The 13,274-nt window shown below is 67.0% G+C and carries 13 protein-coding genes; 10 read left to right on the forward strand and 3 right to left on the reverse strand.

Annotation, left to right across the window (positions count from 1 at the left end; all coding sequences use genetic code 11):
• The first annotated feature begins 21 nt into the window (after positions 1–21).
• On the forward strand, positions 22–1,218 hold the full coding sequence (locus WS66_RS02580) for a TauD/TfdA family dioxygenase (protein ID WP_059600220.1): 1,197 nt from the start codon (positions 22–24) through the stop codon (positions 1,216–1,218).
• 192 nt (positions 1,219–1,410) lie between these two features.
• On the opposite strand, the gene WS66_RS02585 is transcribed toward WS66_RS02580, so the two are convergent.
• The 3 genes from WS66_RS02585 to WS66_RS02595 all read right to left on the reverse strand — a co-directional run bounded on the left by WS66_RS02585 (position 1,411) and on the right by WS66_RS02595 (position 3,346).
• Complete coding sequence (locus WS66_RS02585; protein ID WP_059600219.1) at positions 1,411–1,713, reverse strand: DUF4148 domain-containing protein; 303 nt, start codon at positions 1,711–1,713, stop codon at positions 1,411–1,413.
• Positions 1,714–1,924: 211 nt separating this feature from the next.
• Positions 1,925–2,911: an oxidoreductase gene (locus tag WS66_RS02590; protein ID WP_059600335.1), complete on the reverse strand. Its 987-nt coding sequence runs from the start codon at positions 2,909–2,911 to the stop codon at positions 1,925–1,927.
• Positions 2,912–3,055: 144 nt separating this feature from the next.
• On the reverse strand, positions 3,056–3,346 hold the full coding sequence (locus WS66_RS02595) for a DUF3331 domain-containing protein (RefSeq protein WP_044847789.1): 291 nt from the start codon (positions 3,344–3,346) through the stop codon (positions 3,056–3,058).
• Positions 3,347–4,044: 698 nt separating this feature from the next.
• Here WS66_RS02595 and WS66_RS02600 point away from each other — a divergent pair.
• The 9 genes from WS66_RS02600 to WS66_RS02640 all read left to right on the forward strand — a co-directional run bounded on the left by WS66_RS02600 (position 4,045) and on the right by WS66_RS02640 (position 13,265).
• Positions 4,045–4,809, forward strand: coding sequence for an SDR family oxidoreductase (locus WS66_RS02600; protein WP_059600218.1), 765 nt, complete (start codon positions 4,045–4,047; stop codon positions 4,807–4,809).
• 38 nt (positions 4,810–4,847) lie between these two features.
• On the forward strand, positions 4,848–5,690 hold the full coding sequence (locus tag WS66_RS02605) for an ureidoglycolate lyase (RefSeq protein ID WP_059600217.1): 843 nt from the start codon (positions 4,848–4,850) through the stop codon (positions 5,688–5,690).
• A gap of 23 nt (positions 5,691–5,713) precedes the next feature.
• Entirely contained in the window at positions 5,714–6,991 is a 1,278-nt protein-coding gene (locus WS66_RS02610; RefSeq protein ID WP_059600216.1) for an L-fuconate dehydratase, read from the forward strand.
• An 81-nt stretch (positions 6,992–7,072) separates the two neighbouring features.
• Positions 7,073–7,849, forward strand: coding sequence for an SDR family oxidoreductase (locus WS66_RS02615; protein WP_059600215.1), 777 nt, complete (start codon positions 7,073–7,075; stop codon positions 7,847–7,849).
• A 12-nt stretch (positions 7,850–7,861) separates the two neighbouring features.
• Positions 7,862–9,412, forward strand: coding sequence for a sugar ABC transporter ATP-binding protein (locus WS66_RS02620; RefSeq protein WP_059600214.1), 1,551 nt, complete (start codon positions 7,862–7,864; stop codon positions 9,410–9,412).
• Positions 9,413–9,442: 30 nt separating this feature from the next.
• Entirely contained in the window at positions 9,443–10,480 is a 1,038-nt protein-coding gene (locus WS66_RS02625; RefSeq protein ID WP_059600213.1) for an ABC transporter permease, read from the forward strand.
• A gap of 76 nt (positions 10,481–10,556) precedes the next feature.
• Complete coding sequence (locus WS66_RS02630) at positions 10,557–11,498, forward strand: ABC transporter substrate-binding protein (protein WP_059600212.1); 942 nt, start codon at positions 10,557–10,559, stop codon at positions 11,496–11,498.
• Positions 11,499–11,541: 43 nt separating this feature from the next.
• Complete coding sequence (locus WS66_RS02635; RefSeq protein ID WP_059600334.1) at positions 11,542–12,432, forward strand: amidohydrolase family protein; 891 nt, start codon at positions 11,542–11,544, stop codon at positions 12,430–12,432.
• Between the two features lie 71 nt (positions 12,433–12,503).
• Positions 12,504–13,265: a FadR/GntR family transcriptional regulator gene (locus tag WS66_RS02640; RefSeq protein ID WP_059600211.1), complete on the forward strand. Its 762-nt coding sequence runs from the start codon at positions 12,504–12,506 to the stop codon at positions 13,263–13,265.
• Positions 13,266–13,274 lie beyond the last annotated feature (9 nt).

Consider the following 13,274-nt stretch of genomic DNA (forward strand, 5'->3'; position numbering starts at 1 on the left):
GGGCGTTTCCGGGAGGCAACGATGCAGGCGGCGCAACACCGTATCGAGGACTGGCGGACCTATTCCGCCGACGCGGCCATTGCGGCGGCGACGATTGGCGATGGAGCGGTGAACGTCGAGTGGAGCGACACGCGACGATCGCCGTTTCACTTCGACTGGCTGCGCGACAACTGCGCGTGTTCCGCGTGCGTGCATGCGCTCACGCGCGAACAGGTGTTCGAGATCGCCGACGCGCGCGAGGATCTGTCGGCGCTCGCCGTGCATGTCGAAACCGACGGCGCGCTGCACGTCGAGTGGAACGACGGGCATCGCAGTACCTGGTCGCCGGGATGGTTGCGCGCGCATGCATACGACGATGCGTCGCGCGCGGAACGCCAGGCCGCACACGGGCGGCACGTATGGGCCGGCGACGATGCGACGGCGATCGGGGTGTTCGCGTGGCGTGACGTGATGGAGGACGATGGCGCGTTGCACGCATGGCTCGCCGCGTTGCAGCGCACGGGGTTGACGCTCGTCGAGGGCGTGCCCGCCGAACGCGGCCGGGTCGACCAGATCGCGCGTCGTGTCGGTCTGATCCGCGAAAGCAATTTCGGCGTGCTGTTCGATGTCGAGTCGAAGCCGCGACCGGACAGCAATGCCTACACGTCGCTCAACCTGCCGCCGCACACCGACCTGCCGACGCGTGAATTGCAGCCCGGCGTGCAGTTCCTGCATTGCCTCGCGAACGACGCGGCGGGCGGAGACAGCATTTTCCTCGACGGCTTTGCGCTCGCGGAAGCGCTGCGGCGCGACTATCCGGCCGATTTCGAACACCTTGCCTCGACGCCGTTCGAGTTCTGGAACAAGAGTGCGAACAGCGACTACCGCTGTTCGGCGCCGGTGATCGGCCTCGATGCACGCGGCAACGTGACGGAAGTGCGCGTCGCGAATTTCCTGCGCGGGCCGCTCGATGCGCCGGCCGGATCGGTCGCGGCCATCTACCGCGCGTACCGGCGCTTTCTCGGGCTCGCGCGCGAGCCACGTTTCCGGGTGCAGCGCCGGCTGCGGGCGGGCGACATGTGGGCATTCGACAATCGGCGCGTGCTGCATGCGCGCACCGAGTTCGATCCGTCGACGGGCCGCCGGCATCTGCAGGGCTGCTACGTCGATCGCGACGAATTGCTGTCGCGCTGGCGCGTGCTGTCGCGTGCGGCGCCTGCGGCAGCCGCGGGGCGTTGACCGGCGCATACGGCGTCGCCACGCATACCTCGCCGCGGAAAAAGCGCCCGGACGCAGCGCGCCCGGGCGAAGCCACCCGCTGCCGGGCGGCGGAGGTATGCGTTTCACAAAAAAAGACGAGCCCGCATCAGGGGCTCGTCCGGGTACAGCTTCGTCGCGCCGTGCGCGGTGCGCCCGTCAGGGCGCGTCGGCTTACTGGCCGAAGAAGATCGAGTCGCGAGCGTTCGACGACGCTGCGGCAACCGGGGCGCCCGAGTGGACGACCGGAGCCGGTTGTGCGCCGTAGCCGCTGGCGTCGGCACCATGAACACGCGCTTCCGCCGACTGGATGTCGTTCGGGTAGTACGGGCTCGACACGCCCGGCTTGTAGCCGGCTTGTTCGAGCTGGACCAGTTCGTTGCGGACTTGTGCGCGGGTGACGGTGCTTTGTGCGAAAGCGCCGAACGAAGCGGACAGGGCGACAGCGGCAACGACTGCGGAAACGAGCGATTTCATGATGACCTCCGGTGTTTTATTGGGTTCGCTTTCGACACCATGTCTGCAGCGATTGACTAAATCTTAGTCACCGGGTGGTTGAGGGTAAACGCTGATTTTGACGATAGATTGTTTCCGGACTGGTAACAGTGGGCTGTCCAATCAGGCTTTCACCAAGCTTTCGTTTCTGTAAGTGTAATAAGTATGATGAATGTTGAGGCGAGGGCGCGATTCAACGTGTCTCGGCCGACGTGTTGAGCGGCGTGGCGGGCAGGCGACCCTCGGCCACGCCCGAGCTCAGGAAACGCACGCCCGTCGCGGCTTCGGAGGCCTCCCACAGCAGCGCGGCGGTCGCCACATCGCGTGCCGCGCGCGGCACGCTTGCCGGTGCCGGCAGGCCGCGCGACTCGAACCAGCCGGACGGTCCGATGTACGAGCCGCCGGTGAGGTCGGGCGACGTCGCCGCGTGAATCGCGGGAAGCGCACCCTGGTCGGCCGGTTGCGCGAGATAACGGTTCGCCGTGCGCATCAGCGCGGCGCGCGTGGGCGAACGGTCCATCGCGGGGCTCGCGAACTGCAGATTGGTCGCCGCGTAGCCGGGATGCGCGGCGACGCTGATGCCCGCGAACGTCGCGCGCTGGAAGCGGCGCTGCAGTTCGATCGCGAACACGAGGTTGGCGAGCTTGCTGTCGCAGTAGGCGAGATAACGGTTGTAACGGTGCTCGGCCCGAAGGTCGTCGACGCGGATCCGGCCGCCGCGGTTCAAGCCGCTCGACATCGTCACGACCCGCGCGCGCCGCGCGGCGCGTAGCGCGGGCAGCAGATGGCCGGTCAACGCGAAATGGCCGAGGTGGTTGGTGCCGAACTGCATCTCGAAGCCGTCGTGCGTGTGCCGCAGCGGCAGGAACATCACGCCGGCGTTGTTGCAGAGGATGTCGACGCGGCCGTGGCGGTCGGAGACGTCGGCGGCGAAGCGCTGGATCGACGCGAGATCGGCGAGGTCGAGCGGATCGACTTCGACTCGTGCGGCGGGATGGAACCGACGGATCGCATCGGCGGCCTGCGTGGCGCGCGCGGCATCGCGGCAGCCCATCACGACGGTTGCGCCCTTGGCGGCCAGCGTTTCCGCGATGTGCCAGCCGAGCCCGCTGTTGGCGCCGGTCACGACCGCAACTTTGCCGCCTTGCGCCGGGACGTGGCGCGCGCTCCATGCATGCATGTCTGCCTCCATCGGCGTGGCCGGTGCGCCAAGACGCGCTATCGTTACATTGAATGCTGTAACGATAGTCCGCGCGGGCGGGGCAGACAAGCGGGGGAACTAGACCGGTGGTTCTAGGCCGGCTTGCGCGTTGCGCGTTGCGCGTTACCGGCTGCCGGCCAGGGCCAGCACTTCGGCGGCGGAGATCATCGCGGCCGCGTTCGCCGGTGCCGGGCGCTCGGCCGGGCGGAAGACTTCGTCGCCGCGCTGGATGACCTGGCGCGACAGCGCACAGGTGCCGGTGCGCTGCGCGAAGCGGCGGCGCCAGCGCTGTTCGCCGTAATGACAGCGGCCGGGTTCGACCCAGCGAACGACGAGCAGCGTATCGGAACGTTCCAGAATTTCGACGTGGACGTCGGCGGGATCGAGCACAGGCAGGGATTTGGAGGCCTTCATTTGCCGTTTCCTAAAGCTCGTGCGGTTTCGGCCGTGGCAGTGGATGTCACTACCCGACGGCGATTCCGTAGCGGTTTCCATGAGTGGTGCGCTAAATGTAAGCGTCTGTGACCGGAAAAAACATCCTGTCTGGCTCAAATTACCTTTTGCCGATTCAGAAACAATCGACGCGCATTTTCTTGAAAAACCAACGACAAAAGCGTGTAAGACCAACGACAAAAGCGCCCCGGACGCGAACGCCCGGGGCGGAAAATCGGCCCGCGCCGCCGTGTCTGCTCGCTCAGTCACGTGGACACCGCGGGGGACGGAGGTGCCCGTCAGGGATCGGCGACGGGCGGGGTGCGGTGGTCCGGGAAGCGCGGTCCGGCAACATCATGATCGCGCGCGCCCCCCGTTGATACCCTGACGGGAACATGACTTTTTTGTCAGTTTCGCCGCGACGTCGGCGCGACTCAGGCGCCCGTGGCCGGCGCAAACCCCCGCCGACATTGGCTTTGCGGGACAAGTAGTTGATCGCCGGAATCAGAACAAGACGGTCGCCGAAGTCCGGGGCACCGCCGCCGCCCCGATTCTGCCGTTCGGGAAAATACTGAATCCCGCGATCGTGACAAATCCGGAATCTCTTCCTATGATTGGTTGGACCTTTGGTCCTTTGTGCCAATCAGTCGGCTCGGCCGGCTTCTACAGGAGTGGTGCTCATGAGATTGCAGGGCAAGCGCGCGCTGGTGACGGCGGCCGGGCAGGGTATCGGCCGCGCGACCGCGCTGCGGTTCGCAAGCGAGGGGGCCGACGTGCTGGCGACCGACATCAACGAGGCTGCGCTCGCGCAACTCGCGGCCGACGCCGAACGCGCCGGCGGCAGGCTGGCCACGCGGCGGCTCGACGTGACCGATGCGGGCGACGTTTCGGCACTCGCCGCGCAGGCGCGCGCGTTCGACGTGCTCTTTAACTGCGCGGGGTTCGTGCACCACGGCTCGATCCTCGATTGCGACGATGCCGCGTGGGCGTTCTCGCTGAATCTCAACGTCACGTCGATGTACCGGCTGATCCGCGCGCTGCTGCCGGCGATGCTGGAAGCGGGCGGCGCGTCGATCATCAACATGGCATCGGCCGCGTCGAGCGTGAAGGGCGTGCCGAACCGCTTCGTGTACGGCACCACCAAGGCGGCCGTGATCGGCCTGACCAAGGCCGTCGCTGCCGATTTCGTCGAGCGGGGCATCCGCTGCAACGCGATCTGCCCGGGCACGATCGAGTCGCCGTCGCTGGAGCAGCGGATCGCGGACCAGGCGCGCACGCGCCAGGTGTCGACCGACGAGGTGCGCCAGGCGTTCGTCGCGCGCCAGCCGATCGGCCGCATCGGCACCGCGGAAGAAGTGGCCGCGCTCGCGCTGTACCTCGCGTCCGACGAAGCGTCGTTTACGACCGGCGCGATTCACCTGATCGATGGCGGCTGGTCGAACTGACCGCGTCTTCCTCTTCACTTTCCGTTTCCTCACACAACATGAAACTGCTGAGATTTGGCGACAAGCACCACGAAAAGCCGGGCCTGCTCGATGCGCAGGGAAGGATTCGCGACCTGTCGGGCGCGATCGACGACATCGCAGGCGATGCGCTCGCACCCGCGTCGCTCGCGCGACTGCGTGACATCGACCCGTCGTCGCTGCCGCTCGTCGAAGGCACGCCGCGGCTTGGCGCGTGCGTCGGCCGCGTCGGCAAGTTCATCTGCATCGGGCTCAACTATTCCGACCACGCGGCCGAATCCGGGATGGAAGTCCCGAAGGAGCCCGTCGTGTTCGGCAAATGGACGAGCGCGATCTCGGGGCCGAACGACGACGTCGAGATTCCGCGCGGCTCGGAGAAGACCGACTGGGAAGTCGAGCTCGGCGTGGTGATCGGCCAGGGTGGCCGCTACATCGACGAAGCCGACGCGCTGTCGCATGTCGCCGGCTACTGCGTGGTGAACGACGTGTCGGAGCGCGAATACCAGCTCGAGCGCGGCGGCACGTGGGACAAGGGCAAGGGCAACGACACGTTCGGCCCGCTCGGCCCGTGGCTCGTGACGGCCGACGAAGTCCCCGATCCGCACGCGCTGCGGCTGTGGCTCGAGGTGGACGGCCACCGCTACCAGAACGGCACGACCGCGACGATGGTGTTCCGCGTGCCGCACCTGATCAGCTATCTGAGCCGCTTCATGAGCCTGCAGCCGGGCGACGTGATCTCGACCGGCACGCCGCCGGGCGTCGGCCTCGGGCAGAAGCCGCCGGTCTATCTGCGCGCCGGGCAGGTGATCACGGTCGGCATCGACGGGCTCGGCGAGCAGCGCCAGCGCACCGTGCAGGCCTGATTTCCTTTTACGGACCGTTCGTCATGCCTATCATTCGATCGATGCGCGTCCTCGACGTGCGCTTCCCGACCTCGCAGCAGCTCGACGGCTCCGATGCGATGAATCCGGACCCCGATTATTCGGCGGCCTACGTCGTGCTGGAAACCGACCACGACGGGCTCGAAGGCCACGGGCTCACGTTCACCATCGGGCGCGGCAACGAAATCTGCTGCGCGGCGATCGACGCGATGCGTCACCTCGTCGTCGGCCTCGACCTCGACTGGATCCGCGAGGACATGGGCCGCTTCTGGCGGCACGTGACGTCGGACAGCCAGTTGCGCTGGATCGGCCCCGACAAGGGCGCGATCCATCTGGCGACGGGCGCCGTCGTCAACGCGGTGTGGGATTTGTGGGCGAAGTCGGTGGGCAAGCCGCTGTGGCGGCTCGTCGCGGACATGAGCCCCGAGGAGATCGTGCGCGCGATCGATTTCCGCTACCTGACCGACTGCCTGACGCAGGACGAGGCGCTCGACCTGCTGCGACGGCAGGCGCCGGGCAAGGCGGCGCGGATCGCGACGCTCGAGCGCGAAGGCTACCCGTGCTACACGACGTCGGCGGGCTGGCTCGGCTACAGCGACGACAAGCTGCGGCGGTTGTGCCGCGAGGCGGTGGACGCCGGTTTCGACTACGTGAAGCTGAAGGTGGGCGCGAACCTGGAGCACGACATCCGTCGCGTGACGATCGCGCGCGAGGTGATCGGCCCGGACCGCAAGCTGATGATCGACGCGAACCAGGTGTGGGAGGTGGACGAAGCGATCGACTGGGTGCGCGAGCTGGCGTTCGCGAAACCGTGGTTCATCGAGGAGCCGACGAGCCCCGACGACGTCGAAGGGCATCGCAAGATCCGCGACGCGATCGCGCCCGTGCAGGTCGCGACCGGCGAGATGTGCCAGAACCGCGTGCTGTTCAAGCAGTTCATCGCGCGCGGCGCGATCGACATCGTGCAGATCGACGCGTGCCGGCTCGGCGGCGTCAACGAGATTCTCGCGGTGATGCTGCTGGCCGCGAAATACGGGCTGGCGGTGTGTCCGCACGCGGGCGGCGTCGGGCTGTGCGAATACGTGCAGCATCTGTCGATGATCGACTACGTGTGTATTGCCGGCACGAAGGAAGGGCGCGTGACCGAATACGTCGACCACCTGCACGAGCATTTCGTCGAGCCGTGCGTCGTGCGCGGCGCGGCCTACATGCCGCCGACGGCGCCCGGCTTCTCGATCGAGATGAAGCCCGAATCGCTGGAGCGGTATCGATTCCGCGGCTGAAGCACGCGGCACGCAGCACGACGACGCGCGATGCACCGCGCGCGGCCCGCGCGGCGACAACATGAACGACGGAGACGCGAAGTGGATTTGAATCTGCAAGACAAGATCGTGATCGTGACCGGCGGCGCATCGGGCATCGGCGCCGCGATCTCGATGCGGCTGGCCGGCGAAGGCGCGATTCCGGTGGTATTCGCGCGCCACACGCCGGACGACGGCTTCTGGCGCGCCCTCACGCAGCAACAGCCGCGCGCCGCGTGCGTGTCGGTCGAACTGCAGGACGACGCGCAATGCCGCGACGCGGTCGCGCAAACCATCGCGCACTTCGGCCGCATCGACGGCCTCGTCAACAACGCGGGCATCAACGACAGCGTCGGGCTCGACGCCGGGTGCGACGCGTTCGTCGCATCGCTCCAACGCAACCTGATCCACTACTACGTGATGGCGCATTACTGCGTGCCGCACCTGAAGGCGACGCGCGGCGCGATCGTCAACATCTCGTCGAAGACGGCCGTCACCGGGCAGGGCAACACGAGCGGGTATTGCGCATCGAAGGGCGCGCAACTCGCGCTGACGCGCGAATGGGCCGTCGCATTGCGCGACGACGGCGTGCGCGTGAACGCCGTGATTCCGGCCGAGGTGATGACGCCGCTCTACCAGACCTGGATCGCCGGTTTCGACGACCCCGAAGCGAAGCTCGCGGAAATCGCCGGCAAGGTGCCGCTCGGCAAGCGCTTCACGACCGCCGACGAGATCGCCGACACGGCCGTGTTCCTGCTGTCGGCGCGCGCGTCGCACACGACGGGCCAGTGGCTGTTCGTCGATGGCGGCTATACGCATCTCGATCGCGCGATCGGCTGAGGCCATCGAGCCATGCAACCCGATCTGAACCCGACCGCCGCGCCCGCCGAACCCGCCGCGCTGATTGCGCTGACAGGCATCGGCAAGCGCTTCCCGGGCGTGCAGGCGCTCGACGATTGCCGGTTCGACCTGCATGCCGGCGAAGTCCACGCGCTGATGGGCGAGAACGGCGCCGGCAAGTCGACGTTGATGAAGATTCTCGCGGGTGTTTATCAGAAGGACGAAGGCGAGATCCGGATGGACGGCCGCGCGGTGGAGATCGACGATCCGCGCGCCGCGCAGGCGCTCGGCATCGGCATCATTCATCAGGAGCTGAACCTGATGAACCACCTGAGCGTCGCGCAGAACATCTTCATCGGGCGCGAGCCGCGCGGCCGCTTCGGCGTGTTCGTCGACGAGGACACGCTCAACCGCGACGCGGCCGCGATCTTTCAACGGATGCGGCTCGATCTCGATCCGCGCACGCAGGTCGGCCGGCTGACGGTTGCGAAGCAGCAGATGGTCGAGATCGCGAAGGCGCTGTCGTTCGACTCGCGCGTGCTGATCATGGACGAGCCGACCGCCGCGCTGAACAACGCGGAGATCGCCGAGCTGTTCCGCATCATCGGCGACCTGCGCGCGCACGGCGTCGGCATCGTCTACATCTCGCACAAGATGGACGAGCTGCGCCAGATCGCCGATCGCGTGACGGTGATGCGCGACGGCAAGTACGTCGCGACCGTGCCGATGGCGGACACATCGATGGACGCGATCATCGCGATGATGGTCGGTCGCCAGCTCGATACGACGTTCCGCACGCCGCCCGATACGTCGGCCAACGAGGTCGCGCTCGACGTGCGCGGGCTGTCGCGCGGCCGCGCGATCCGCGACGTCGGCTTCACGGTGCGGCGCGGCGAGATTCTCGGCTTCGCGGGGCTGATGGGTGCGGGCCGCACCGAGGTCGCGCGCGCGGTGTTCGGCGCGGACCCGGTCGACGCGGGCGAGATTCGCGTGCACGGCAAGACCGTGACGATCCGCACGCCGGCCGACGCGGTCGCGCACGGGATCGGTTATCTGTCGGAGGACCGCAAGCACTTCGGGCTCGCGCTCGGGATGGACGTGCAGAACAACATCGCGCTGTCGAGCATGCAGCGCTTCGTGCGCCGCGGCATGTTCCTCGATGCGCGCGGGATGCGAGACACCGCGCAGTCGTACGTGCGGCAGCTCGCGATCCGCACGCCGTCGGTCGCGCAGCCGGCGCGCCTCCTGTCGGGCGGTAACCAGCAGAAGATCGTGATCGCGAAGTGGCTGCTGCGCGACTGCGACATCCTGTTCTTCGACGAGCCGACGCGCGGCATCGACGTCGGCGCGAAAAGCGAGATCTACAAGCTGCTCGACGCGCTCGCCGCCGACGGCAAGGCGATCGTGATGATCTCGTCGGAGTTGCCCGAGGTGCTGCGCATGAGCCACCGGATTCTCGTGATGTGCGAAGGGCGCGTGACCGGCGAATTGCGCGCGGCCGACGCCACGCAGGAAAAGATCATGCAGCTCGCAACGCAGCGCGAGTCGACCGTTTTGTCCTGATTCGGACGCCGATTCATACGCCTACCGACCATGTCCAACGATACGCATCCCGTCCCGCCCCTGGCTTCCGGCGATACGCCGGCCGCCGCATCGAGCCTGAAGTCGCGCTTCTTCAACCCGGCCGCGCGGCAGAAGCTGCTCGCGTTCGCGAGCCTCGTGCTGCTGATCGTGTTCTTCAGCATCGCGTCGTCGAACTTCCTCGAAGTCGACAACCTCGTGACGATCCTGCAGGCCACCGCCGTGAACGGCGTGCTGGCGGTCGCGTGTACCTACGTGATCATCTCGTCGGGCATCGACCTGTCGGTCGGCACCCTGATGACGTTCTGCGCGGTGATGGCCGGCGTCGTGCTGACGAACTGGGGCATGCCGCTGCCGCTCGGGATCCTGGCCGCGCTGTGCTTCGGCGCGTTGTCGGGCAGTGTGTCGGGTTTCGTGATCGCGAAGATGAAGGTGCCGCCGTTCATCGCGACGCTCGGGATGATGATGCTGCTCAAGGGGCTGTCGCTCGTGATCTCGGGCACGCGGCCGATCTACTTCAACGACACGCCGGGCTTCACGTCGATTGCGCAGGATTCGCTGATCGGCAGCCTGATTCCCGCACTGCCGATTCCGAACGCGGTGCTGATCCTGTTCCTCGTCGCGGCCGGCGCGTCGATCGTGCTGAACCGGACCATCTTCGGCCGCTACACGTTCGCGCTCGGCAGCAACGAGGAAGCGCTGCGGCTGTCCGGCGTGAACGTCGACGCGTGGAAGATCGCCGTCTATATGTTCAGCGGCGCGGTGTGCGGGATCGCCGGGCTCCTGATCGCGTCGCGGCTGAATTCCGCGCAGCCCGCGCTCGGACAGGGCTACGAGCTCGATGCGATCGCGGCCGTCGTGATCGGCGGCACGTCGCTGTCGGGCGGCGCGGGCAGCATCGTCGGCACCATCATCGGCGCGTTCATCATGAGCGTGCTGACCAACGGCCTGCGCATCATGTCGGTCGCGCAGGAATGGCAGACGGTCGTCACGGGCGTGATCATCATCCTCGCCGTCTACGTGGACATCCTGCGCCGGCGGCGCCGCTGACGCACGCACGAACACACATGTGCTTCACCGCCGGCCCGTCCGGCATTTCAGTCGATACCAACCAAGGAGACGCGAAGTGATCAGGAGCAAGGTGTTGAACGCGATCGTCGGACTGGCGTTCGCCGTTGGCGTGACGGCCGGCGCGCAGGCGCAGGAAACCTACATCCCGCTGATTTCGAAGGGCTTCCAGCATCAGTTCTGGCAGGCCGTGAAGGCGGGCGCGATGCAGGCAGCGAAGGACTACAAGGTGAAGGTGACGTTCGAAGGCCCCGAAACCGAGGCGATGGTCGACAAGCAGATCGACATGCTGTCCGCCGCGATCGCGAAGAAGCCGGCGGCGCTCGGCTTCGCGGCGCTCGACAGCAAGGCCGCGTTACCGCTCCTGAAGAAGGCGCAGGCCGAGAAGATCCCGGTCATCGCGTTCGACTCGGGCGTCGACAGCGACATCCCGGTGACGACCGCCGCGACCAACAACAAGGCCGCCGCCGCGCTCGCCGCCGACAAGCTCGCCGCGCTGATCGGCGACGAGGGCGAGGTGGCCGTGGTCGCGCACGACCAGACGAGCCGCACCGGCATCGATCGCCGCGACGGTTTTCTCGAACGGATGAAATCGGCGCACCCGAAGGTGCGAATCGTGACCGTGCAGTACGGCGAGGGCGACCAGCTGAAGTCGACCGAAGTGACGAAGTCGATCCTGCAGGCGTACCCGAAGCTCAAGGGCGTTTTCGGCACCAACGAAGGCTCGGCGATCGGCGTGGTGAACGGCGTGCGCGAGATGAAGCGCAAGGTCGTGATCATCGGATACGATTCCGGCAAGCAGCAGAAGGATGCGATCCGCAGCGGGATCATGGCCGGCGCGATCACGCAGAATCCGGTCGGGATCGGCTACAAGACCGTCGAGGCGGCCGTGAAGGCGATCAAGGGCGAGAAGCTGCCGAAGGTCATCGATACCGGTTTCTACTGGTACGACAAGACCAACATCGACGACCCGAAAATCACGGCGGTGCTGTACGACTGAACGTGACGTGACACGGCGGACGACGGCGAACGGCGAGGACACCATGAGCGCAGTGCGCATCGATTCTCATCAGCACTTCTGGCGTTACCGCGCGGCCGAATTTCCATGGATCGGCGCCGGAATGGGCGTGCTCGCCCGCGATTACATGCCCGACGCGCTGTGGCCGCAGATGCGCGCGCAGGCGTTCGGTGCGTCGATCGCGGTGCAGGCGCGCGTCGGACGCGACGAGACGGCATTCCTGCTCGATCTGGCCCGCGACGAAGCGCGCATCGCGGCGGTAGTCGGCTGGGAGGACCTCGGCGCGCCGGCGCTCGCCGAGCGTATCGCAGAATGGCGCAGCCCGAAGCTTCGCGGCTTTCGTCACCTGCTGCAGGACGAGGCCGACGTCGGCGCGTTCGTCGCGGATCCCGCGTTCAATCGCGGTGTCGCATGGCTGCAGGCGAACGGTTACGTGTACGACGTGCTCGTGTTCGAACGTCAGTTGCGCGACGTGCGCGCGTTCTGTGCGCGCAACGATGCGCACTGGCTCGTGCTGGATCACGCCGGCAAGCCCGCGCTCGCCGAGTTCGACCGCGACGACACCGCGCTCGCACGCTGGCGCGCGGCGTTGCGCGAACTGGGTGCGATGCCGCACGTCGTGTGCAAGCTGTCGGGGCTCGTGACCGAGACGGACTGGCGGCGCGGCCTGCGCGGGCAGGACATCCGCCACATCGAACTATGCCTCGATGCGGCGCTCGACGCGTTTGGCCCGCAGCGGCTGATGTTCGGTTCGGACTGGCCCGTGTGTCTGCTCGCGGCGTCGTACGACGAAGTGGCGTCGCTGGTCGAGCGCTGGGCACAAGCGCGGTTGTCGGCGGCCGAGCGCGACGCGTTGTGGGGCGGTACGGCCGCGCGGTGCTATGCGGTGCCGGACGATATGGAGCCCGGCATATAGAATAGGCGCGATCAGTCTGGTGCGGCATTCGTCAGACCGTCCGCAACGCAACCGCTTACCTGTATCAACGTATGTCCATCCAGCCGATTCAGAACCGCCGCCTCTACCAGCAGATCGCCGACAAGCTCAGCGCGATGATCGAGTCGGGCGACTTCCCGCCGGGCAGTTACCTCCCGCCCGAGCGCGAACTGGCCGAGCAGTTCGGCGTGTCGCGCACATCGGTGCGCGAGGCGTTGATCGCGCTCGAGGTGAACGGTCTCGTCAGCGTGCGCGTCGGCGACGGTGTGAAGGTGCGCCAACCCGAGGCGGCCACCGCACCGCAACCGCGGATCGAGACGACGGTCGCGCCGTTCTCGATCGTCGAGGTCGATCCGGAGCTCGGTATCGCTGTCGACCTCGATACTGAAATCCCGCCGTTCGCGTTGTTGCAGGCCCGCCGGCTGATCGAGCCGGAAGCCGCGTCGCTCGCCGCGAAACACGGCTCGGACGCGCAGATCGAGGGGATTCACGAGGCGTTCCTGCGCAACCAGGAAGACAACCGTAGCGGGTCGCTCACGCATCCGGGCGATCGGCTGTTCCATATCCGTATCGCGGAAGCCAGCGACAACCCCGCGTATGCGCTGATGATCAAGCAACTGCTCGCGCACAAGTACGACCTGATGTTCCAGCGGCTGCAGTCGCTGTACATGCCGAACGACATGCCGCATCGGTCGGAGCTCGAACACCGCGCGATCCTCGATGCAATCCGCGCGCGCGACCCGGAGGCCGCGCGCCGCGCGATGGCCGAGCATCTCGACGAAGTGATCCGGATCTTCGGCCGCGCCCTCGACTGAGCGCGGGCG

The organism is Burkholderia sp. LA-2-3-30-S1-D2 (genome assembly GCF_001523915.2).
Lineage (GTDB): Bacteria > Pseudomonadota > Gammaproteobacteria > Burkholderiales > Burkholderiaceae > Burkholderia > Burkholderia diffusa.